At 54.2% G+C, this 22,081-nt stretch carries 18 protein-coding genes and 2 tRNA genes; 8 read left to right on the forward strand and 12 right to left on the reverse strand.

Annotated elements, in window-relative coordinates:
• Positions 1-56: 56 nt before the first annotated feature.
• The 3 genes from lpdA to E1H13_RS05925 all read right to left on the reverse strand — a co-directional run bounded on the left by lpdA (position 57) and on the right by E1H13_RS05925 (position 2,949).
• Positions 57-1,511: a dihydrolipoyl dehydrogenase gene (lpdA, locus tag E1H13_RS05915; RefSeq protein WP_206070126.1), complete on the reverse strand. Its 1,455-nt coding sequence runs from the start codon at positions 1,509-1,511 to the stop codon at positions 57-59.
• 128 nt (positions 1,512-1,639) lie between these two features.
• Positions 1,640-2,434 carry an RNA methyltransferase gene (locus E1H13_RS05920; protein ID WP_169612485.1) on the reverse strand — a complete coding sequence of 265 codons (795 nt, stop codon included), beginning with the start codon at positions 2,432-2,434 and terminating at the stop codon, positions 1,640-1,642.
• Positions 2,435-2,865: 431 nt separating this feature from the next.
• Positions 2,866-2,949 (reverse strand) — tRNA-Leu (locus E1H13_RS05925).
• A gap of 263 nt (positions 2,950-3,212) precedes the next feature.
• On the opposite strand from E1H13_RS05925, the gene murA reads away from it, so the two are divergent.
• Together murA and E1H13_RS05935 are read left to right on the forward strand one after the other, a co-directional pair.
• A complete protein-coding gene (murA, locus tag E1H13_RS05930; RefSeq protein WP_347404127.1) occupies positions 3,213-4,547 on the forward strand; it encodes a UDP-N-acetylglucosamine 1-carboxyvinyltransferase in 1,335 nt (444 codons plus the stop codon).
• Between the two features lie 78 nt (positions 4,548-4,625).
• Positions 4,626-6,014: an FAD-binding oxidoreductase gene (locus tag E1H13_RS05935; protein ID WP_169612487.1), complete on the forward strand. Its 1,389-nt coding sequence runs from the start codon at positions 4,626-4,628 to the stop codon at positions 6,012-6,014.
• Positions 6,015-6,050: 36 nt separating this feature from the next.
• On the opposite strand, the gene E1H13_RS05940 is transcribed toward E1H13_RS05935, so the two are convergent.
• Positions 6,051-6,473, reverse strand: coding sequence for a DUF4332 domain-containing protein (locus tag E1H13_RS05940; protein ID WP_169612488.1), 423 nt, complete (start codon positions 6,471-6,473; stop codon positions 6,051-6,053).
• 42 nt (positions 6,474-6,515) lie between these two features.
• On the opposite strand from E1H13_RS05940, the gene E1H13_RS05945 reads away from it, so the two are divergent.
• Positions 6,516-6,589 (forward strand) — tRNA-Pro (locus E1H13_RS05945).
• A 312-nt stretch (positions 6,590-6,901) separates the two neighbouring features.
• Here the strand turns inward: E1H13_RS05945 and E1H13_RS05950 are convergent.
• Positions 6,902-8,005 carry a fatty acid desaturase gene (locus tag E1H13_RS05950; RefSeq protein WP_169612489.1) on the reverse strand — a complete coding sequence of 368 codons (1,104 nt, stop codon included), beginning with the start codon at positions 8,003-8,005 and terminating at the stop codon, positions 6,902-6,904.
• Between the two features lie 666 nt (positions 8,006-8,671).
• Here E1H13_RS05950 and E1H13_RS05955 point away from each other — a divergent pair.
• Both E1H13_RS05955 and E1H13_RS05960 read left to right on the forward strand, forming a co-directional pair.
• Positions 8,672-9,412, forward strand: coding sequence for a Tic22 family protein (locus tag E1H13_RS05955; protein ID WP_169612490.1), 741 nt, complete (start codon positions 8,672-8,674; stop codon positions 9,410-9,412).
• A 324-nt stretch (positions 9,413-9,736) separates the two neighbouring features.
• Positions 9,737-12,145 (forward strand): serine/threonine-protein kinase, encoded by a 2,409-nt coding sequence (locus E1H13_RS05960; RefSeq protein ID WP_169612491.1) that lies wholly within the window; start codon positions 9,737-9,739, stop codon positions 12,143-12,145.
• A gap of 164 nt (positions 12,146-12,309) precedes the next feature.
• Here the strand turns inward: E1H13_RS05960 and E1H13_RS05965 are convergent, their stop codons facing one another.
• The 3 genes from E1H13_RS05965 to E1H13_RS05975 form a co-directional block, all read right to left on the reverse strand.
• Positions 12,310-13,809 (reverse strand): pitrilysin family protein, encoded by a 1,500-nt coding sequence (locus E1H13_RS05965; RefSeq protein ID WP_169612492.1) that lies wholly within the window; start codon positions 13,807-13,809, stop codon positions 12,310-12,312.
• Positions 13,810-13,912: 103 nt separating this feature from the next.
• A complete protein-coding gene (locus E1H13_RS05970) occupies positions 13,913-15,505 on the reverse strand; it encodes a pitrilysin family protein (RefSeq protein ID WP_240966489.1) in 1,593 nt (530 codons plus the stop codon).
• 99 nt (positions 15,506-15,604) lie between these two features.
• A complete protein-coding gene (locus E1H13_RS05975; RefSeq protein ID WP_169612493.1) occupies positions 15,605-15,922 on the reverse strand; it encodes a hypothetical protein in 318 nt (105 codons plus the stop codon).
• Between the two features lie 250 nt (positions 15,923-16,172).
• On the opposite strand from E1H13_RS05975, the gene E1H13_RS05980 reads away from it, so the two are divergent.
• On the forward strand, positions 16,173-16,970 hold the full coding sequence (locus E1H13_RS05980) for an MlaE family lipid ABC transporter permease subunit (RefSeq protein ID WP_169612494.1): 798 nt from the start codon (positions 16,173-16,175) through the stop codon (positions 16,968-16,970).
• Between the two features lie 261 nt (positions 16,971-17,231).
• On the opposite strand, the gene E1H13_RS05985 is transcribed toward E1H13_RS05980, so the two are convergent.
• Positions 17,232-17,747, reverse strand: coding sequence for a hypothetical protein (locus tag E1H13_RS05985; protein ID WP_169612495.1), 516 nt, complete (start codon positions 17,745-17,747; stop codon positions 17,232-17,234).
• Between the two features lie 369 nt (positions 17,748-18,116).
• On the opposite strand from E1H13_RS05985, the gene E1H13_RS05990 reads away from it, so the two are divergent.
• A complete protein-coding gene (locus E1H13_RS05990; RefSeq protein ID WP_169612496.1) occupies positions 18,117-19,040 on the forward strand; it encodes an S-layer homology domain-containing protein in 924 nt (307 codons plus the stop codon).
• 259 nt (positions 19,041-19,299) lie between these two features.
• Here the strand turns inward: E1H13_RS05990 and E1H13_RS05995 are convergent, their stop codons facing one another.
• Together E1H13_RS05995 and rpsF are read right to left on the reverse strand one after the other, a co-directional pair.
• Entirely contained in the window at positions 19,300-19,830 is a 531-nt protein-coding gene (locus E1H13_RS05995; RefSeq protein WP_169612574.1) for an Npun_F5560 family protein, read from the reverse strand.
• Positions 19,831-20,269: 439 nt separating this feature from the next.
• Complete coding sequence (gene rpsF, locus E1H13_RS06000) at positions 20,270-20,623, reverse strand: 30S ribosomal protein S6 (RefSeq protein ID WP_169612497.1); 354 nt, start codon at positions 20,621-20,623, stop codon at positions 20,270-20,272.
• Positions 20,624-20,772: 149 nt separating this feature from the next.
• Between rpsF and E1H13_RS06005 the strand changes: the two genes are divergently transcribed.
• The gene (locus E1H13_RS06005) at positions 20,773-21,564 is read left to right on the forward strand and encodes a fumarylacetoacetate hydrolase family protein (RefSeq protein WP_169612498.1); all 792 of its coding nucleotides are present in this window, start codon (positions 20,773-20,775) and stop codon (positions 21,562-21,564) included.
• Positions 21,565-21,573: 9 nt separating this feature from the next.
• Here the strand turns inward: E1H13_RS06005 and E1H13_RS06010 are convergent, their stop codons facing one another.
• On the reverse strand, positions 21,574-22,062 hold the full coding sequence (locus tag E1H13_RS06010) for a Tic20 family protein (RefSeq protein WP_169612499.1): 489 nt from the start codon (positions 22,060-22,062) through the stop codon (positions 21,574-21,576).
• Positions 22,063-22,081: the final 19 nt, after the last annotated feature.

Genomic DNA, 22,081 nt, shown 5'->3' on the forward strand with positions numbered 1-22,081 from the left:
GAGCACATAACTTGACCTAGACTAGCCGTTGAAATGATGACCACGGGGCGAGCCTCTTAGGCAGGCACCACCACGGCCCGCTTGAAGGCTTCATCCAAGACTTCTGACAGGGTGGGGTGGGTGTGGACACAGAAGGACAGGTCGGTGACCGTTTGCCCTTGGGCGATCGCATTGGCCGCCTCCTGAATTAAATCAGCCGCATGTAAGCCAATGATATGGGCTCCCAGAATCTCCCCGGTATCTTGGCGGTAGATCACCTTGGCTATGCCGTCAGATTCCCCTTCTGCCAGGGCTTTGGAGTTGCCTTTGAAGTAAGTGCGCACAGTATCAATGGCGAACCCTTCCGCCTCGGCTTTGGCTTTGGCGGCGGGCTCGGTCAGCCCCACAAAGCTAACCTCTGGGTGGGTAAAGGCGGCGGCAGGGACACTGAGATAGTTAACGGTGCGATCGCGCCCACAAATATTTTCTACCGTCACCACCCCCTGGGCCGAGGCGGCATGGGCCAGCATCATTTTGCCAGTGGCGTCGCCAATCGCCCACAGGTGGGGGACTGGTTCCCCCTGTCGTAGCACCTGCAAATGATCATTAGTGGGGATGAAGCCCCGCCGGTCTAGCTCAACCCCGACTCGTTCTAGGCCCAGGTCTTTGGTGGCTGGAATCCGTCCCGTGGCCACTAGACAGGCATCCACCTCCAGGGTTTCCACAATTTCCTTTGTTTCCCGGTCGGCCAGTTCAATCACCACGGGCGATCCAGGGGTCACGGTTTTAGCAATCACCCCAGCCCGGGTTTCGATGTCCCGGGGGGCAATCAGCACCCGCTGGGCAATCTTGGCGATGTCAGGATCAAAGGTGGGCATCAGCTGATCCAGGGCTTCAATAATCGTCACCTCACAGCCTAGGGCCGTGTAAATATCAGAAAATTCTAGGCCAATGTAGCCACTGCCGATGATCGCAATCCAGTCGGGCAGCCAGTCCAGCTTTAGAGCTTCGTCGCTGGTGAAGACGGTTTTGCCGTCCACCTCAATCCCTGGGGGCACAAAGGGCACTGACCCTGGGGACAGAATAATGTCCTGGGCCGTAACCACTTTTTCTCCATCGGGGGTGTCGATCACCGCTTTTTGTTCCCCGGCCACTCTGGCCCAGCCGGTGATAATGTCGACCCCCAACCGGGTCAAACTGTTGGTCATGTCCCCCTGAATTTTGCTGACCAGGGTGTTGGCATGATCGGCGATCGCGCTGCGCTCATAGGTGACTTGCCCCACCTGAATCCCTAAAGATTTGAGGTGATGCTGGTTGCGCAATTCCCGCACCCGGCCAGAGGCGGCCAAAAGTGCCTTAGAGGGAATGCAGCCCCGATTAACGCAGGTGCCTCCCATCATATCAGCTTCAACAATGGCCGTTTTGAGACCCGCCTTGACCGCGTGAATAGCGGCACCGTGGCCCCCTACCCCAGCCCCAATAATCAGCAGGTCGTAGTCAAATGCGTCACTCACAGCAGGCTCCTGAGACATCACCACATCAGCATTAACACCGGCCAGAGGCTGTTCTGACCCGTGGGGCAGAGCCACGGACAGCCTCGACCTGGTCAAGGTCATCCCCCATTCTTGACCACATTGGGGGGATTAGACAACTCTTAAATTCATTTCTCTAATTTCCTTTGCTGGCGCTGGCGCTTGGCTTCATAGAGCAGCAGAGCTGCTGAAATGGCGGCATTCAACGACTCTACCGCCGGGTGCATGGGGATAGACACCTCTACCGTGGCCGCTTGCTGCAAGGGGGCTGGTAGCCCAGCCCCTTCGTTCCCCAGCAAGATGATGGTTGGTTGGTTAAAGTCAATGGCCCAATAGTTCAGGGAGGCCCTGGGATTTGTCGCCACCAGCTGTACCCCCTGCTGACGCCAGCCTGTCACTAGGGGGGGCAAGTCCTCCGTGACTACCAGCGGTAGGCGAAACCACTGCCCTGCTGACGCCCGCAAGACCTTGGGATGATCGGGGGCTACACTATCGGCACTGAGCCACAGCCCCCCAGCCTCAGCCGCTACTGCGGTACGAATGATGGTGCCCAGATTGCCGGGGTCTTGGAGGGTGGCGATCGCTAGCCCCACCCCGGCAATGGGGACATCAACGGTATTGGGGCGTCGGGGAGCGACGACCACCACCCCATCTGGATGCTGAGTGGTGGCTATCGCCTGCAATACTCCCTCAGAAACCAGTTCTGCCCGTTGCACCTGCCCCACTAAAGTCGCCATCAAAGCGGGATAGCGCTGGGCCCAGGCTTCGGTGTAACACGCTGTCTGAAGGGGATAGCCGACGGCCAGGGCTTCCTGTACCAGATGAGTACCCTCCAGCAATAACTGCCCCTGGGCACGGCGAAATTTTCCTTGATGCAAGCGCCGGATCGCCTTCACCAAAGGGTTTTGCAAACTGGTCAACATAAGCACTGTGCCTAAATCAGGAGAGGTAGCGATGGCGCTAAAGCATCGGTACAGGATGTCAAGATCCCAGGGTTCTTGGGCTGATTGGCCAGGTTTTTTGGGGCATCCAGGGACAGAACCCTGGGATCTGAACCGGCGTTCTAGTGGTCTGTCAAGGCTAAAAATTAGGGCAAGCGCTGTGCAAAAGCCTAGTACACCAAGGCAGAAATCCACCTACTGTTCAGGACGCTTAAAATCCTTGCGCAGCAACAATTTTTCACCTTGAACTTTGCATTTTGAATTCCGCGTAGCGGTACTAGTCCCTTCAGGAAGGTAGTAGGACTTATGGTCCCCTCCCACGGAGGGGTGCCCGGAGGGCGGGGTGGGTTCTTCGGGCTTGCTTGACCCACCCCTACCCCTCCAAAGGAGGGGATTTCGGAGCTTAACCAGGATGCGGAACCCGGGACTTGAACCCGGATGTTATTGCTAACACTAGGACCTGAACCTAGCGCGTCTACCAATTCCGCCAGTTCCGCATAGCGATGCTATATTCACACCGCGATTTGTAATCATGCCTTAGTGTCTGATCACAGTCAAGGCTTTTGAAAAAGATTTCGTTATTGAAACAAATCGGCTATTCTATGGTGGCTCTGCTCTAGCCAGGGAAATCTAGATACCTATGGCGAAATTAAGGATTTCGGGTAGAATCTAGACGAAAATTTGGCCTTTTAGGTGGGGATGTTCAGCTGTGGAGGATACCGCTATCGCTACGTCTATCAGTTCGCCTAACCCCTTGACAATCTCTGACACTGACGATGCCGTCCTAGAGATTACCGGTGGCACAAAACTATCGGGCCATGTCTCGGTCAGCGGGGCCAAAAACTCGGCCTTGGTGGTGATGGCCGGGACACTCCTGTGCTCACAGCCCTGTCGCCTCCGCAATATTCCCCACTTAATGGATATTGAGCGCATGGGGGAGGTCTTGCTTGCCCTGGGGGTGAAGCTGAAGCGAGATGGGGACGCTCTAGATGTTAATGCCAGTAGCATTGCCCACACCAAGGCACCCTATGACGTGGTTAGTCGCCTGCGAGCCAGCTTCTTTGTGATTGGTCCCCTGTTAGCCCGGATGGGGGTGGCTCGGGTGCCGCTGCCAGGGGGCTGTGCCATTGGGGCCCGCCCGGTGGAACTGCACGTGCGGGGCCTGCAAGCCATGGGGGCTGATGTTCATATCGAGCATGGCACGGTTCATGCCTATGTTCCGGGCAGTGGTAAACGCCTAAAAGGAGCCCGAATTTATCTAGACTATCCCAGTGTTGGGGCTACTGAAACCCTAATGATGGCGGCTACTTTGGCCGACGGCGAAACCGTGATTGAAAACGCAGCCCAAGAACCAGAAGTGGTTGATCTGGCGAACTTTTGCCGGGCCATGGGAGCCAGGATTCGAGGGGCTGGCACCAACACCATCACGATCGCCGGGGTGCCGCGCCTGCATACCACCGACTACGGCATCATTCCCGATCGCATCGAAGCGGGCACCTTTCTGGTGGCCGGGGCGATTACCCGGTCTGAAATTAGTTTGTCTCCGGTGCTGCCCGAGCACCTCACGGCCGTGATTGCCAAGCTGCATGACATGGGGGGGCAAGTGGTTGTCGATGGTCCCAGTCGGGTGCGTTACGTGCCCGGTTCGGTGATTCACCCCGTGGATATCCAGACGGGGCCATTTCCGGGTTTTCCGACGGATATGCAGGCTCAGTTTATGGCCCTGATGGCGCTGTGCGATGGCAACAGTCTGATTACCGAAACGGTGTTTGAAAATCGTCTGCGCCATGTGGCTGAACTGAACCGGATGGGGGCTGATATTCGTTTGAATGGTAACTGTGCCGTGATTAAAGGGGTGCCTCAACTCTCGGCCGCTCCGGTATTAGCCACTGACCTACGGGCTTCGGCGGCACTGGTGTTGGCGGCCCTGGCGGCCCAAGGCACGACCACGATTCAAGGACTACAACATTTGGATCGGGGCTATGACGATTTAGAGGGTAAGCTACGCCGCTTAGGCGCAAACATTCGACGGCAAGTGGGGGATAGCGCGATCGCCGCTGCCCCCCTGACCGAGAGCTTACTGAACAGCCGATAAGCCAACGCTGGGATTAAGCTGGGTTTACAATGGTTTACACGTCCCAGCCGGGGCCATGTTACTTGCCTAGAGGCGTGTATGACCGCAGTTCACCCACCTACTGACATCAACTGGGAGGTTCTAGCCCAGGCGTTTGGTGCGATTGAAACCATCCGTGACCCGAACCAGTTGGATAAGCTCTCTAAGGACTATTACTACTTCAGTCCGGTGCTGCAAGGGCTGCTGGCTGATAAGGTCGGGGACCTAGTGGTGCGTCCTACCACTGAGGCGGAAGTCCTAGCTGTTGCCCAAGTCTGCGTCGATGCCCGGGTGCCGGTTACGGTACGGGGGGCAGGTACTGGCAACTATGGGCAATGCATGCCCCTAGCGGGGGGAGTGATTGTAGACCTGAGCCGGATGAACGCGATTCAGCGGGTGCAGCTGGGAGTAGCCTGGGTAGAGCCCGGTGCTAAGCTGGCCGCCATTGATAAGGTGACTCGGCCCTCGGGCTGGGAACTGCGCATGTACCCTTCGACCTATCGCACGGCCACCATCGGCGGCTTCATTGGCGGCGGTAGCGGCGGCATTGGCTCGATTACCTATGGCCAACTGCGCGATCGCGGCAACCTTAATGCTGTTCGGGTCGTCACCCTAGAAAGTACCCCCCGGGTGATTGAGCTGCGGGGAGACGATGTCCAAAAGGTAAACCATGCCTACGGCACCAATGGCATCATTACCCAGTTGGAGATTCCGTTGGGGCCTGCCTACCCCTGGGCCGAGGTGATTGTCGTCTTTGATCAGTTCATGGCTGCTGCCCACTTTGGTCAAGTATTAGGGGAATCTGACGGCTTAATCAAAAAGCTGATCAGCATCCACGCCTGGCCCATTCCCAGCTATTTCGTCGCCCTCAAGCCTTACTTGCCCACGGGCAAAGCCGCCGCCCTACTGATGGTGGCGGAGTCATCCCTAGAGCTATTTAGAGAACTGGTAGCGGCCTGTGGGGGCACGATTACTTACTGCAAGTCGGCCCAGGAGGCCCAACGGGGGGCTCCTCTGGCAGAGTTTACCTGGAACCACACCACCCTCCATGCCCGCAGTGCTGACCCGTCCCTCACCTACCTGCAAACCCTATTTCCCTACGACGCAGATTTAAAGGGAGTGCAGCATTTTTATGACTACTTCGGGGACGAAGTGCTGATGCACCTCGAATATTTGCGCATGGGGGGGCAGGTGTGTCCCGCTGCCCTACAAATTGTCCGCTACTCCACTGAGGACCGACTGAATCAGATTATTCAGTACCACGAAGCCCACGGTGCCCTAATTGCTAATCCCCATACCTATGTCCTAGAGGATGGGGGCATGAAGCAGGTGGACCAGGTGCAGGTGGACTTTAAGGCTAAAGTGGATCCCTATGGGTTGCTAAATCCCGGCAAAATGCGAGGGTGGTTAGAGCAACACCGCGATCGGGCCGTGCTTCCACAGAGCTAGGCTTTGCTTAATACTTCACACCTGTATTCTGCCTTTCTATACGCCACTGGTTTTCTGCACCAGGACGCGAGCATTAGTGATCCACAGCTTCACTTGATCAGGCGTAGGACTGAGGTCATTGCGTCGTAGGGTAGCGACATGGAGTCGCTTCACCTGTACTGCCAGGGTTTGGGCTGAGGTCTGGGCCAGTTGTTCCGGGGAGGTAATGCCTGCATGGAGCAGTAATCCGTTGAATTCGCAACCAACTGTCGGGACCCTGGCTAAGTCGGCCAAAATTACCCACTTTTTGACATATCTCAGCGGCAATCGTAACTGCTGGGCCAGCGCTGCCTGATGGGATGGGGACTGGCCAAAGCGATACAGCTGCGTTGTGGTCGAAAATCCCAAATTAGCCAGAGCTGTTTGGTGCTCAGTACTCAGGCCAGGTAAGTTCTGAAGGGGATAATCCTGGGTGATCATATCGGTCGGGATTGGGTTTATACTGAGGATAGTTTTAGTCTACGGGATGTAGCGCAGCTTGGTAGCGCGCCTGCTTTGGGAGCAGGATGTCGCAGGTTCAAATCCTGTCATCCCGATTTTTTTTCGACTTCTTTAGCAAGTCGGCCCAGGAACCGGGCTCCGAGTGACCTGTCGATCTTAATGTTTAGGACCACAGGTACGCTTGAAGACCCTTCTGATAAGTACATGGACACAATAACTGACTTGATCCTTGATCCGGCCTTCGACTCCGCTCAGGCCTCGTCGCTGGTTGAGCGGAGTCGAAACCAGGGCATTGAATTAAGGCTGGTGGGCACTTGCCCACCTTACAGCAGATCAAGGCTTTCAGCGATTTTCGAGGACTGTTTAGGGCTTATTTCAGTAGCATTCACCCATACTGTGCCGACGCCCTAGGAATGAAGTGACGAGGATAGACGGCGCTTTGTTGGCAGCGGCACCAGGCTATTGGAATCCGCATCCCACAAAATAAATCGGGCACAGTTCGGCATATCGCTAATCCGAAGGACCTTGACATTTGAGAGCAAGTGGCTGTTAGCCCGATGACAAGCGGCCAAGTGGTAGTTGGGAATCCGCTCTGAAAGGTGATGGATGTTGTGGTAGCTGATATCTGCGGTAAACCATCGCAGGATCGCAGGTAATTCTAGGTAGCTGCTCCCCTCAACTGCGCCACGAATATAGTCCCAGTCAGCCGTACTGTGAGCATAGGAGCCCTCAAAATTGTGCTGCACAAAGAAGATGCTGATAAAAACAGCCCCAGCCATCGTCAGAGTAACGGCATATAAGCCAAAGAAGAGCTTTACCCCAATGAGTTGGCTGAGGATCAGCCAGCTGCTAACCACAAAAATATTATTTAAGAGCAAGTCCCAAAACTCTTCTTTCGAATGCCAGTATTTAGAGTTGTGGGAAGACACTATCATCCCCAAGTCGATATTGCCTTTATGTTTCAAATAGGTTATTCCATGGTTTATAAAATCATGGATACCAAAAATTAAAGCCAGTCTAGGTTTGATGACCAGATAAAAGAAACCACCAGGCAAAATAATGATGGGCTGGCGTAAAATCCCATAGAGCCTTTGATTAAAGCTGTCCAACTGAGCAAACTCGTCGGTGGACAGGAAGTCTCCAATACCACGATAGCGCTCCCAGTCTCCATTAGTTTTGTGATGGTAGGCATGATCTCTTGACCAGCCATACTGGGGGATGGCGTTAATAACTCCTAGCATAAAGCCGACCCATCTGTTAGTGGCCTTAGATCTAAAGAGGGAGTAGTGGCCACAATCATGCATTAGCGAAAAACAACGTAACAAGAAGAGCACCATCAAAATAATGATGGGCGGCAAAATCCATAGAGAAATGGAAGCCGCCTTAATAGCCAGAAACCACAACCCTACATAAGGGACTACTGTATTTAAAATCTGATACGTGGCCCGTCGATCATCACTCTTCATGTAGGGGACTAAAACAAAATCTGACTTTTTTAACACGGTTTCCATATGTTCTCATTAATGTCAAAAGCTAGAACGTCTTCTCATGTATGAAAGACGTAAAAGTAAACAATCTATCCCACGGGCAGAGCTTCTGGCAAGAAAACATTTCCGTGGAGTAATAGGACTAGAAATGTTAGCCAGGTCACTTGAAAATTGGCTAGGAGTTTGATCAAAAACTCTTGATAAGAATTAAACGAAGATCAGTGGCAACATCAACAATGTCCATAAGCGAAAGGTTTCAGGTGTATCCCAGAACTAATGTTTGGTAGCCACAGCTTGTTTAGCTCAGTCAGTACAAAAAGCAAACGTGCCATCAAAGCTGGAGTAAAGCATAGATTAATCATCAGCAGCTACTCTGGCGTTAGCCCTAGATCTCAGACTCTAAGTTGATCGCCAGCATCAAGTTAAACTATCAAGCCCCGTGACAGCTGTGGAGCAAAGGCAGGTTTGCACTACTACTATGATCCTGTTGTGGTTTTCATTATCCTGTGGTTCCCATGACCTGATTTTTGCCGAAGCCTATGCATGATGCAATCTAGCACACCCCAGATAGATCAGCACAGCCGGTTGTCTCAAGCGGGTATAACCCTCAGATTACTGTCACAAGGGCCATGCTCATTATGTGTCGCTTATGAGTAGAATTTGACCTGCTGTTGATTATGCTGTAGCCCTATGCGACGTCTGTTTCCCCGATCATTTTTGCCTGCCACTGTGTTAAGCGCCATCGTTGGCGGTGGCATCTTGGCTGGGTCCTGGCTGTTTCCCTTACCTGCTGAAGCCCTGAGTGACGAAGACATTGTCGATAAGCTGGAGCAAGTTCCTGTCTTTATTATTTTGAACTCTGATGGCCAGCCGCTAACGGCCTCCGCTGAAGCGAACAATCAGGAAGTTAAGGTGCCAGTGGTGTTTATTGATGGTGAAACCGCTGAAACCTTTCTAGACCAAGCCCAGGCTGAAGATCAAAGTGCCACCATTGCTCTGATTGACCTCGGCACCCTTTACCAAGAGACTCACTTGAGTGCTGAAGCGGCTACCCCGCTACTCTACTTCCCCATTGTGGAAGAGCTAGATACCGCCATGGGAATGGAGGAAGACTTCCAGGGGGTGCCATTGTTCATTGCCCGCCAGGGGGAAGATGGTCCTTACTTAACCATTACCCAAAATGGGGAAACGTCATTGCCTATGTTCTTTTCCCGCAATGACTTGCAAACCCTGTTAGATCGTTATGCCGAAACCGATGCTGCCGCCGCCCAAGAAATCGTGGTACAGGTGCTCTCCCTAGAATGGCTTCTAGCAACGATGGCAACCAATGAAGATCCAGCGTTGGATGCTCAACTGGAGCAGGTACGGCTATTTCCATCCACAGAGGTGCTCAACTACATTCGTTCGCAGCAGCCTGAATCGGGGCAGTAAGCCCTGTAATTACTGGCTTCCTGATTCCCTGGAGTGAGATGTCTGCGCTGAAGACGGCACAACTCTTTCAGGGAGTCGTTAGTTGCCAGTTGTCAGGAGTCAAGAGGGGACGTCATCAATTCAAACAAACAAACAAGCTGATTGAAGGTCGATGCCTTAGGTTAAGCTGGGGGCTAGTGCAGGGTGTTTTGGTGCGCTTGAATGACTACAACACCACCATCGGTCTAGCCTATGGCGGCATACATTCCACTGGTTTCGTCTGGAATGGGGAGAGGGTAGCGTTCAGCCATGTCGCCTTGGCCAACCCTGTTATTTTTGTAGGCTATGACCCTTGGTCCTAAATCATCTCGATCTGGCAGTTCCAGCTTATCGGCCACCCATCAAGTCACGGGCTGGGTGAAGCAAAACTTGAACCGGGGCTGGTTTAAGGTTTCTTTAGCGGGTTTGTGGCTGAGCTTCTTAGCCGTCCATGTGGCGACAGATTCCTTACCAGCCCAGTTCTTGGACCGGCGGCTGCAAACCTTATTTTTTGAAATGCGGGGACCAGTAGTGGCCCCCGATGACATTGTCATTCTGGCCATGGATGATGAGTCCGTTGACCAAGCTGAGCATTACCGAGCTGACCCAGACCGGCATCAGGCCCTGGCCCCGCTTGCTGGTAGCCCCTGGCAGCGGCGCGCCCATGCGATCGCCATTGAACGGCTGCTAGAGGCTGGAGCTAGCGCGGTGGCGGTGGATGTAATGTTTTTCACCGACAGTAGCTATGGTCCTGCCGATGACCAAGCCCTGGTTGACGTGTTGGATCGCTACGGCGATCGGGTTGTGCTAGCTGCCAAATTTGACGACGCTAACCTCCGCCAAGGAACGTTAATTCGTCCCACCCTGCCGATTCCATCGCTGCTGGATACTGCGGCCTACCTGGGTAACATTAATTTTCTCCGAGAACCCGATGGTCGAATTCATCGCCATGGTTGGGTTTATTTAGACTGGGTACAGCAGGATGTGTCTGAGCTGCTGACCGCTAGCCCAGGCGATGGAAACCTGCCGATCCCACTCTCGTTCGCAGAAGCAACCCTTGAAGCCGCTGGCATGGCTTATCCGCCGCCAGGGGGAGAGTTTATTAATTTCTACGGTCCTCACCAGACCTTTACCCATCTGCCGTTTTGGTATGTGCTTGATTCTGACCCCTGGGTGAATCAGCTGCAGGAAGGAGCCTTTTTTGCCGACAAGATTGTGCTGATTGGGGCTACGGCTGGTTTTATGCAAGATTTTCACCAGGCGCCTTTTTCAGAAACGTTGCTCCACCCTATCCCCATGGCTGGGGTGGAAATCTTAGCCAATGACATTGCCAGTTTGCAGAATGGCACTACCCTGCGCCAGGGGATTCCCAACCCCTGGGGCCGCGCCTTGCTGATACTGGGCATTGGCTCTGGATTTGGCCTACTGCTCTGGCATTTTAACCGCCCCATTGCCCGCCTGGGCTGGACTGGGGCTACCATTGGCGCCTGGTTTTGGTTGAGCTATGGGGCTTTTAGCCTGGGAGGAATGTTGCTGCCTGCCGGAACCCCAATCGTCGGCTTTATGGTGCTAGGGGGTAGCTTTATTGTTACCGACATTGTCACCGAACAGTTGCGCAAGCAACGCCTACGCCAAACCCTAGAGCAATACGTAACCTCCCCGATTGTGCAGGAGATTATTAGTCAGCAGGAAGACCTCAAGGATCTGCTCAGGCTACGGGAAGCGGAGGTGATTGGCCTGTTGTTGGGCAACCGCTACCGGATTGTCCGCTTGCTAGGGTCAGGGGGGTTTGGCGAAACCTATGTGGCCCAAGATACGCAACGTCCTGGGGAGCCGGTGTGCGTAGTCAAGCAGTTGCGGATTATTAGCGATGACCCCAAGGCCCATCGGCTGGGGCGGCGCTTTTTCTTGGGGGAAGCTGAAACCTTAGAAAAGCTAGGTCACCATGACCAGATTCCTCGCCTACTCGCCTATTTTGAGGATCAATATTCCTTCTATCTGGTGGAAGAAATGGTGGCAGGGCGGCTGCTGAAAGCTGAGTTGACCAGTCGACGGCCGATGGGGCAGATCTATGCTCTCGATCTGCTGCAAGGCCTGCTGCCAGTGATTGCGTTTGTCCATCACCAGGGGGTGATTCATCGAGATATCAAGCCTTCCAATGTCATCCGCCGTAAGTCTGACGGCAAGCTAGTGTTGATTGACTTTGGGGCCGTAAAACTAATCTCTAATAAGCTGGCTGACAGTGATGTCCAAATCACGTCCACATCCACGGTGGGGGTGGGCACCCAAGGCTATATGCCCAGTGAGCAGTCAGCGGGTCTGCCTAAATTTAACAGTGATCTCTATGCCCTAGGGATTACAGTGATTGAGGCCCTAACCGGGATCCCAGCCTATGCCATTAAGCGGGATAACCAGGGAGAGCTGATTTGGCGCCATGGGGTGCCTGAGTTGGACCAGGCCTTTGGCGCCGTGGTAGACCGACTGGTGAAGTATGACTTTACGGAGCGCTATCAGTCTGCCCTGGACGTCATCACCGATTTAGAACAGATGGCACCTCGGTTGCGATCGCAAGCAGATTCTCTCCCACCCGTGGATGATGGCCAGACACCTGAGTCAATCGACCAAGGGGATTCACTTACCGCCGCCACGGAATCTACCGAAATGCTGCCCGAGGGTTGGACCCCATGGCAGAACGAGGAAACCTGGCCCAACTAACCGGATTCAAGTCCAGACCTGGAGTTCTGCCTGTGGGAAAACTCCAGATCCCGAGCTGGCCTTGGTGTAGTACCGTACGGCATAAGTCGGCCAACCCCTTCTGTTACCTGTCCCCTAGCACCTGGCGCCCCCAGCGAAGGGGATCACATTTCTGCCAGCCAGCCCTAAGCCCCTGGGGTGGGAATAGTGATATCAATGGATGTGACGGATTGGTTGGGGTCAAGGGCCGCCAGGGGCGGTTGCATTTCCGTTGGATTTCCCACCACTAGTACCACCAGTTGGTCCGGTTCCAGGTGGGTTTGGGCCGCTGCCAGTACCGCCTCTGGGGTGACCTGCCTGACCCCGTCTTGAAACTGAAATACAAAATCAGCTGGGTAATCGTAGTACTCATAGCGGATCAGCCGCGACAGGGTCTGGCTAGGGCTTTGAAAGTTAAACACAAAGCTGTTCAGTACCGAGTCCTGGGCCTGGGCTAACTCAGTGGTCGTAATGGGTGCTGTGCGGAGGCGGTTCAGTTCAGCTTTGACCGACTGAATAAAGGGCACCGTCGCCTGGGCACGGGTCTGCCCACCGCCAATCACTAGGCCAGGGTAGTCATGGCGGGGAGACCAAAAACCATAGACCGAGTAGGCTAACCCCTGGCGCGATCGCACCTCGTTAAACAACCGCCCGCCAAATCCATTCAGCACCTCATTCATCACTGCTAAGGCTGGGTAAGTGGGGTCATCTAACTGTCCGCCCAAATGGCCCAGTTGCACATAGCTCTGGGTCAGTTGAGATTGCTCAACTAAAAACACGCCCGTCTGAGCCTGGTTCACGGTCGGCAGTGGTGATGTGGCTAGGGCTGGTCCAGTCCCTTCCCACTGGCCGAAATAGCGATCAATCATCGCTTTCATCGCCTGCCGGTCAAAGTCGCCCACCAGGCCCAAAATGGTATGTTCTGGCCGAATCGACCCCTGGTAAAACCGCTGTATATCCTGCTGGTCGATGGCGTCCAGGGTGGCATATTCCATGGTGCGGGCATAGGGACTGTCTTGCCCGTAGACCAGCTTATTGAACTCTCGCGAGGCGATCGCATCAGGACTATCGTTACGCCGCGCAATACTACCGCCGTACTGACTCTTCAGTAGGGCAATCTTGTCTTCGGCAAAAGCAGGGCGCTGAATCACCTCGGCAAACAACTGAAAGACCGCCTCGGTATCTTCGGCCAGAGCGCTAAAGCTGGCGCTACCTGCCGCTGTATCAATGCCAGTTTCAATCGAGGCGGCCCGCTGTTCCAGCTGATCATTCAAGGCATCGGGGGCCAGGTTGAGGGTGCCCCCCAACCGCATGGCTTCCCCGGTTAAGGTGGCCAGGCCCACCTGGGCAGCTGGTTCAAACCGAGAGCCAGTGCGAAAGGTAGCCGAGCCACTCACCAAAGGGAGCTCATGGTCTTCCATCAGATAAACCACCAATCCATTGGCCAACTGGTAGCGCTCGTAGTCGGGAATTTGGACATCCCCTAGGGCTGGGAACTCTAACTGATCATAATGACGGGGGGCCAGGGCGCGAGCTGGAGACTGCCAGCCCAGTAACATCACCCCTAACAGCCCTAACAACCCCAAGGTGGGCAACAGTATCCAGCGTTGGGTAAACGGGCGGCGGACAGTAGATAACCAGCTCATAGCGCAATAGTCCTAATCCTGAGGTCTTAGCTAATTTCAAGCAGTCAGGGCGTTATTAACCCCTCGGGCATGCCCAATCTTGGTACTTGTTATCGGGAATGGGTCATCCACCATGGTCGCCATGGTTCGAGAGTAATTTACCTACGGTCCGGTGATTGGGTTGAAACAGGGCTTGAGCTACGCGCTGCACATCGGCAGCTGACACCGCTTCAATCGCTTTCAGGTCGTCGAACACATTACGCCAACTACCCGTTTTGGCCTCATACTCAGCCAGTAGGGAAGCCATGCCACTGTTAGACGCCAAACTGCGCAACAACCCTGCCCTAGCCTGGGTTTTCACCCGGTCTAGTTCAGCTTGACTAATGGGCTCGGTCTGGAGCCGTTCTAGCTCTCGGGCCATTAACTGGGCAATATCGCCAGGGCTATGTCCTTGGGCTGTTAACCCATAGAGAAGAAAGATGTTGTCGTATTTGTCGCCGGGAAACCCGTCTAGGGCACCAATGCTGAGGGCGACCCGTGCGTCTGTGACCAGGGTTTTATAGAGACGGGAGGTGCGTCCCCCTGTCAGCAGGCTTTGAATCATGCCGTAGATGACATGGTCTGGGTGGGTGAGCCCAGGTCGGTGATATCCCTCCAGGTACCAGGGTTCTGAAGCAAGCTCTAGGGTGAATTCCCGAGGGGCAGTTTGCTCTGGCTCGTTGATCACAGGTTGGGGTGGCTCGGGCCGAGGGGTGTAGCGGCCAAAGTAGATGGCAGCGAGCTGCTGCACCTCTGGAGGGTTAACATCCCCCACCACCACCGCCGTTAGATTGCTGGGGCCGTAGTAGATGTCGTAGAAGTCTTGAATATCTTGACGGGTGGCCACATACAGGTCGTCTTGATAGCCAATCACTGGACGCCGATAGGGATGGGCGACAAAGGCGGTTTCTAGGAATTGCTCGACCATAGTGCCGATGGGGGAGTTATCCACCCGCATGTGGCGTTCCTCTAAAATGACCTCTTTTTCTTCAAAAAACTCGCGAAACACCGGCTCCAGAAACCGTTCCGATTCCAGGGACATCCACAGCTCTAACTTATTTGAAGGCAAGCTATAGAAGTAGCGGGTAGCATCGGCCCCAGTGGTGGCATTCAGCCCCACGCCACCCGCCTGTTGGACAATTTGACCATACTTATTCTGCTCCACATAGCTAGCGGCCTGTTGCTTCAGGGCCTCTAGCTGCTGCCAAAGTTGGGTCACCTGGGCAGTATCACCGGCTGCTTCAGTCGCCAAGATCTGGTCAAAGACATTGTCCATCTGGTCTAGCACCTGGGCCTCCGCCGGGTAGTCAGTGGTGCCGATGCGCTCAGTGCCTTTGAAAGCCAGGTGTTCGAGGTAGTGAGCAACGCCAGTTTTGCCATCCTCCTCATCCACCGCCCCCACATTGGCATGAATCATAAAAGACACCACGGGGGCCTGGTGCCGCTCTAACACAATGAATTTCATGCCGTTGTCTAGGGTGAACTCGGTGACTGAATCGGCCACCCGATCGATGTAAGGCTGAATCGCCTGGGCATTGGTAGCGGCCTCTCGGGCCTGAACCGGGGCGATGGGCCAGCCAATCCATAGGCCAAGGGCAACCATGATCGAGGCGATCGCCCTGATCCATCCCCGTGATTGAGCAAGTTGGGGCAATTGGGTCGCCATAGTTACTTTCATAGACCGACTCTAAGCCTGACTCTAAACCAATGATTCCTCTCTGCCAGGATACTGGAGTTCATCGGTAGATGACCACACTAATGCCGCACTAATGCTGCACTAATGCCGCCGCTTCACAGTGATCAGCCCCTGGCTAAGATACAGAGTATAGGTGTCAAACAACAGACCCACCAGGCTAGCGGTGATCGCAATGGTCAACGCTCCTTGCCAAGGGTCGCCACTGCCCAGGGTGGTAAGTAACGTCAGCAGTTGGTCGTAGGGAGCCTGCGCCCATGGGCTTAACCCGGGGGACTGTTGCAAACTGGCTAGCACCAGCAGACAAATTGCGACTAGGATGAGAGGCATGAGAAAGGTAATGATCGCCGTCATCACCAGCGATCGCAAATAGTATCTAACCCGTTTAGATTGTGTAGTCACAGCATTCACCTAAACGATTAACCTAAACGTGGGGCTCGTTTGCGGCCAGAGAGCAACCTCCCCGGCAGAATTTCTAATACCTTACGCAGATAGTCTTGGAGTGGGTAGACCTGTAGAAAAAACTTCAAGCTTGATTACGTATTGTTTTGAAGTGCTGTAACAAAGGCTGGCGGTATACGCATCATCGCGGTCAGGGGATAATGACTCTACAGCAATCACTAGGCCGCTCGGCGGTTAAGGGGGTAGACATTTGGCACAGGCGGTAGATCGCTCAACGTTAAGGCAGTGGGGGCAGCGAATGGTAGCGGCGCTCTTTTTGGCTGGGCAAGTGGTGATTCACCTGATTTCTCGGCCAATTCATCGCCGTAACACGATCGAGCAAATGGCGGCTGTAGGGCCAGAGTCACTGCTGATTGCGCTGATTACCGCCAGCTTTGTCGGTATGGTGTTTACCATTCAGGTGACCCGAGAGTTTATTAATTTTGGGGCTGGTGCGGCAGTCGGCGGTGTCCTAGCCCTAACCCTAGCCCGCGAACTGGGGCCTGTGCTGACCGCAGTGATTATTGCCGGACGAGTGGGGTCAGCCTTTGCGGCGGAAATTGGCACCATGCGCGTGACCGAACAAATTGATGCCCTGCAAATCCTTAAGACGGATCCAATCGATTATTTGGTGATTCCTCGGGTGATTTCCTGCGCCCTGATGTTGCCGCTGTTAAGCGTGCTGTCTTTCATTACCGGTATGACCGGCGGTCTGTTAATTGCCACGAGCCAGTACAACATCCCTTATTCCGTCTTTTTAGACTCGGCCAAAAACTTCTTAACCGTCTGGGATCTGTTTAGTTCGCTGATTAAAGCCTTTTGCTTTGGCATTTTGATTGCCATTATCGGTACCAGTTGGGGGCTAACCACCACGGGTGGGGCCAAAGGGGTGGGGCAATCGACGACCACAGCTGTGGTCACGGCCCTGTTGGCGATTTTTATCAGCAATTTCTTTTTGTCTTGGGTGATGTTCCGAGGTACGGGCAGTGCCGTGATCGGTAATTTTTAGCCAGGACCAACGTAAGCCAACCTGGAGCATTCAGGGCATCGAGTTGCTCAGCGGCCAGCTAAACCAAGTCCAGCACGGGATCCGGAGTTTTCCACCAGGCAGAACTCCAGATCTGGACTTGGAGATGGTTTAGGAGATTTCTGAGAAAGATAATCCCGCTTATTGTCAGCGATCGTAGCTTTCGTAGGGTGGGCATTGCCCACCACTCGGTAGAAGGTTTCCTGGAAGTCACCTTAGTCATGATTTATGCAGAATTCAAAACTACAGACAACCTTCTGGCCACGTGACTGAGGGAAACTGCCCGGCCCGATACTGCACCACCCTACCACGGTCATCGGTTTCAAAAACCAGGCGGAAGATATCTTCGCCGGGGTCTTTAGGGGTAAACACAATGGTTTTGCCGAGGGTAATTGGGTTGGCTGTGGCCTCTAGTTGATCGCCATAAAGCTGGACCAATTCTTCCTCTGTAGAGCCAATTTTGGCCCCACTCAGGGTTTCGGTTTCGCTACCCGGCCACACATCAATGCGTAACACCCGATTATCAATCGCCATCAAACCAATGGGGTCACTGTGATTTTGCAACTTATAGTACTTACATTCGCCACTGCCGCTGTTGGCCATTGGCTCTAACCGCAAGCCTTTGGTCCTTATCTGCCCCAGGCTCATGCCAATTTCAATGGGCCCTAGCCCTGTGGTCTTGAGAGGTTCGGTCAAAATAGCTAACGTTGCCACTTCCCGGACATTGGTGGTCGGAGAAACGGCGATCGCCCGTTTCATAGTCTTTAGAGAATTAAGCGGGGCGACTACCCCATTAAGCATTCTGCTAGCCTGAGACCTATAGGAGGTTCGCCGCCCAGAGTCTGCCGCTACTGCCGAGAGGTTATTGACCGGGGGCTGGTGATAGGTGCTAGCTATCAATACCCCTGAGAGGAATGCCATTGTACCTAGCACCGCCGCTAGACCTGTTGGTTTTGCCATGCTCAATTCGTTCAGTTCAACCTGATTGTTGGACGTGACTGTAACCCAGAACTCTAAAGTTTAACAGAGACCATACCTGTTCATCGCTATGAAAGACTTATCATGAACAGCAGGTAGAGTCAAAAACTTGCCTGGCCTTGCTTCTCGGTTGTTTCAACTCCCAAGTCTATGTCGTCCTCTTCTCGTTCCCGCGTCAGACTTGAGGAATGGGTCATCATTGTCGTCTTATTGGCAGCTACCACCGCCGCCCTGTTTCTGATCTGGCGGGCCAGGTATCCCGTCCTAAACACCTGGCTTAACCGGCTTTCCCTGGCCTGGCCTCGGGAGCAGCCCAGACCTGAGGTGACAGATTCTCTGGCTACAGCACTTCCCCCCCCCCAGGATCAGACGGCATTGACGGTGCCGCCACCGGTGATTCCTCAACCCCTACTTCCCCACGAAGCCTGGCCAGAAAACCCCATACAAGACTCACAGCAAGCCATGCAGGGGTTTAACGATCTGCCCTCCGACCATTGGGCCGCCCCTGTGGTGCAGGACTTGACCGGTCGCCAGATGCTCTCGGGCTTCCCTGATGGCTCGTTTCGCCCGGCGGTCCCCATGACCCGAGCCGAGTTTGCCGCCCAGTTAGCCCGGCTGTTTGATTTTCCCCAGTCCCATACAGCCCCCGCCTATGCCGATGTGGGAACTACCTATTGGGCTCAGGCAAGCATTCAAAAATCAGTGCAGATGGGCTTTTTAACCGGCTACCCCAATGACACTTTTGCACCGGAGCAAACCATCACCCGTATTCAGGTCATTTTGGCCCTGGCGAATGGATTAGGCCTACGGTCTAGCAGCGGTGCTGCAGCGGTGCTGCAGCCTTACGATGACCATGACCAGGTACCCGACTGGGCTCAACGGTCATTGGTGGCTGCGATCGAAGCGGGGCTGGTGGTCAACCATCCGGACCTAAACCAACTTGAACCTAACCGTCAGGCCAATCGGGCCGAGGTCACGGCCATGGTGCACCGGGCCCTAGTTTATACCGGCCAGTTACAGGCGGTACCGCTGCCCTATGTGGTGGTTCCCCAGGCGATGCCCCACTCGTTGTAAGGCGGGTTCAGAAAGGCAGAAGTAAGAAGGCGGAAGTGAAATCCTTTTCCACGCGAAGGTTTGAGCTATTTGAGCTAATAGAACTTAAGACCTACCATCCCCTCCCACGGAGGGGTGCCCGGAGGGCGGGGTGGTCCCTTCGAGGGTGCTTGACCCACCCCTACCCCTCCCAGGAGGGGATGGCGAGGCTGATTTTGCACAGACTTTTCTTATCCCGAACTTCTTATCCCGAACTCAGGCTGACCTATACCGCAGACCACTAGGCGTTACCAAAGGAGGGAAGGGAAATGCCATCGATCGCATCGGGATCTAGGCTGGGTAGCTCCAGTCGTTGACTGCGACGAGTCCGCACCGCCAGTCGGTAGCTGACACTCTGGAGTTCTGCTTGTAATTGTCGATTTTCCCGCTGAATTTCGGCCACCCGTTGCTTCACCAGGGCCATGCGCTCAGCAAATTTTTGCCGATAAACCGTTGGCAGCTCTTGCACCACCTGTTCTAGCATGCGGGAGCGATCCGTCAGCTCCTGGACCGTCTGGCGCAATTGCAAGATTTCCCCGTCGCGTTCGGCCATTTGAGCTTGGTAAAAGTCAATCTGCTTTTCAACCCCACGCAACTGATCCCGCAGGGCTGACAGTTCGGCCTGGTGCTGTTCTGACGCTTCGGGGCTGGGCACAAAGCCTGTATTCCCCTTAACCAGCCGAAACAGCTCCTGGGATAATTGTTGCACCAGCTGATCACGAAGCTCTAGCTCAGCCTCGAGCCGGGCAATTTCAGCTTGTTGCTCGCTCATGTCTGTGTACGGCGTTTGAGTCACAGAACTACTCCCCTACCAACTAACACTACGTCCCTCGTTGATGCGCCCAACGGCTACTGGCCGACTGCCTGAGTCACGGGCCTTAGTCTGGCCAGATTTTCCCTAGCGTTGAGCCTAGTTGCTGCTACTTTATAGCACCTACTGGAAAAAGTGACACACAAACCCCTAAAACAAGTCCCCTTGCCTGGGGAATCTCACAGGAAAGGGGACTTGTTTTGGCGTCAAGCCCTCGGCCGATCAGGTGCTATGACAGCGGGCCGCAGCACCGAGGATAAGGCTTAGGTAACTTCTAAGAAACTGTCTACCGATTGGTGGGCATTGCCCACTCTACGAAAGCTGCGATCGCTGACTTAACGCGAAGATCTTCTTTCTCGAAAGTCACCTTAGACGATCAGGGGTTAATGACTTAGGCCGTCTACTCTTCTTCGGTGGCACCGACAGCCACCACTTCTGGCTCAGCCTCAGGCAAGGCCTCCTCGGTCTCTTGTTTCACCGTCAAGAAGCGGATGACTTCATCGCTCAGGCGCATGGCTCGCTCTAGGGGGGCGATCGCGGCGCCCGGAGCTGTGTAATTCATTTGAATGTAAATCCCTTCGCGAATGCGATCGATTTCGTAGGCTAGGCGACGTTTGCCCCGGTGCTGGGTTTCCAGAATAGAAGCGCCTTGGTCCTTTAACATGCCTTGGTATTTACCAATGACGGCGTCAACAGCCTCATCATTCAAATCAGGCCGAAGAATGTACATGGTTTCGTACATGTAAGCTTTCATAAAGTCTCCTTGTGGACAGAATGGCCTTTAATCGCCAAAAATAAGGCACCAGTGCCGATTTTGCTGGAGTAAAACCAGCCGCTTCAGGTGCCTGTGTGATTGGCTTAAAGACAAGGATCTACAATTATACCAAGGATTTAGCAGGTAATATGGCGCAGCGATACGTTAGAGTCCAGTCCCATACCGGACAGTTGCACTATGGGCTACTTCGCCCCGACCGCAGTGTGCAAGTGCTCGACGCGCCCCCCTGGTTGCAAGGGCAACCCATGGAGGATGAACTATCCCCCAGCCAGTATTCTATTTTGGCGCCCTGTGCCCCGTCTAAGGTGGTGGCTGTAGGTAAAAATTATGCTGACCACGCCGCCGAAATGGGCACCCCGTTACCGACAGAACCATTGATTTTTATCAAGCCCTCAACCACCGTCACCTCTGTCGGGGCACCCATTTTTTACCCCTCCCAAACCCAGCGGTTGGACTATGAAGGGGAACTGGCGGTGGTGATCGGCGATCGCTGCGCCCAAGTGCTACCTGACGAGGCCCGAGCCAAAATCTGGGGCTACACCATCGCTAATGACATTACTGCTCGGGATTTGCAAAAGCGCGATGGCCAATGGACCCGCGCCAAGGGCTTTGACTCTTTTTGCCCCTTGGGGCCCTGGATTGTGCGAGAGCTTAACCCGGGGGCGGTTCTGCAAACGTTTTTGAACGATCAACCGACTCCGGTACAATCGGCCACCTTGGATGCCATGGTCTTCAGCCCTGATTATCTGGTGGCCTACATCAGTCAAATTATGACTCTGCTACCAGGGGATGTGGTGCTAACCGGCACCCCAGCCGGAGTAGGCCCCCTCGCCATTGGTGATCAGGTAAGGGTTGAAATTGAAGGCATTGGTGTGCTGCAAAACCAGGTGGTTGCCCGCCTGGAACCGAAAACCGCATAGCCTGGCCAACTACCGCACCTGCATATGTACCGCTTCGGAGAGGGTGGGAATTTCGGCGTATAGCCCCCGAAACGTTTGGACCAGGGAGAAACCAACGGCAATTAACATGCCTAGAAACAGCACGTTAGATAGGGTATTGAAGAGCAGTGCCCCAAAAATGCTGGGATCCAACAAGCTAAGAATCAGCCCCACCACAGCAAAAATAAGACTGAGCAAAATCGCCTGCATGGTGTTGAAGCGAATGAAGCGACTGATGCTGTCGTTCCGAACCACCAGCAAAATCAGGGCAAAGAAAATAATTAAGCCAAAAAAGGGAATTGTCCGTTGGAGGCCAATGTAAATGTTGATTAATGGAGACAGGGGCAGCAGAATATACCCAAACACAGGGAACTGAGCCGTCAACTGCAAACCATAGGGCAGAGCCGCAACAATGGGCAGGATGTAGGGTAGGGCGGCAAAAATGCGATCGCGAATGCTAGGGGAACTGCTCCAGGTCATCAGACTTCTCCATGGGAAT

This window comes from Nodosilinea sp. P-1105, from assembly GCF_012911975.1.
Lineage (GTDB): Bacteria > Cyanobacteriota > Cyanobacteriia > Phormidesmidales > Phormidesmidaceae > Nodosilinea.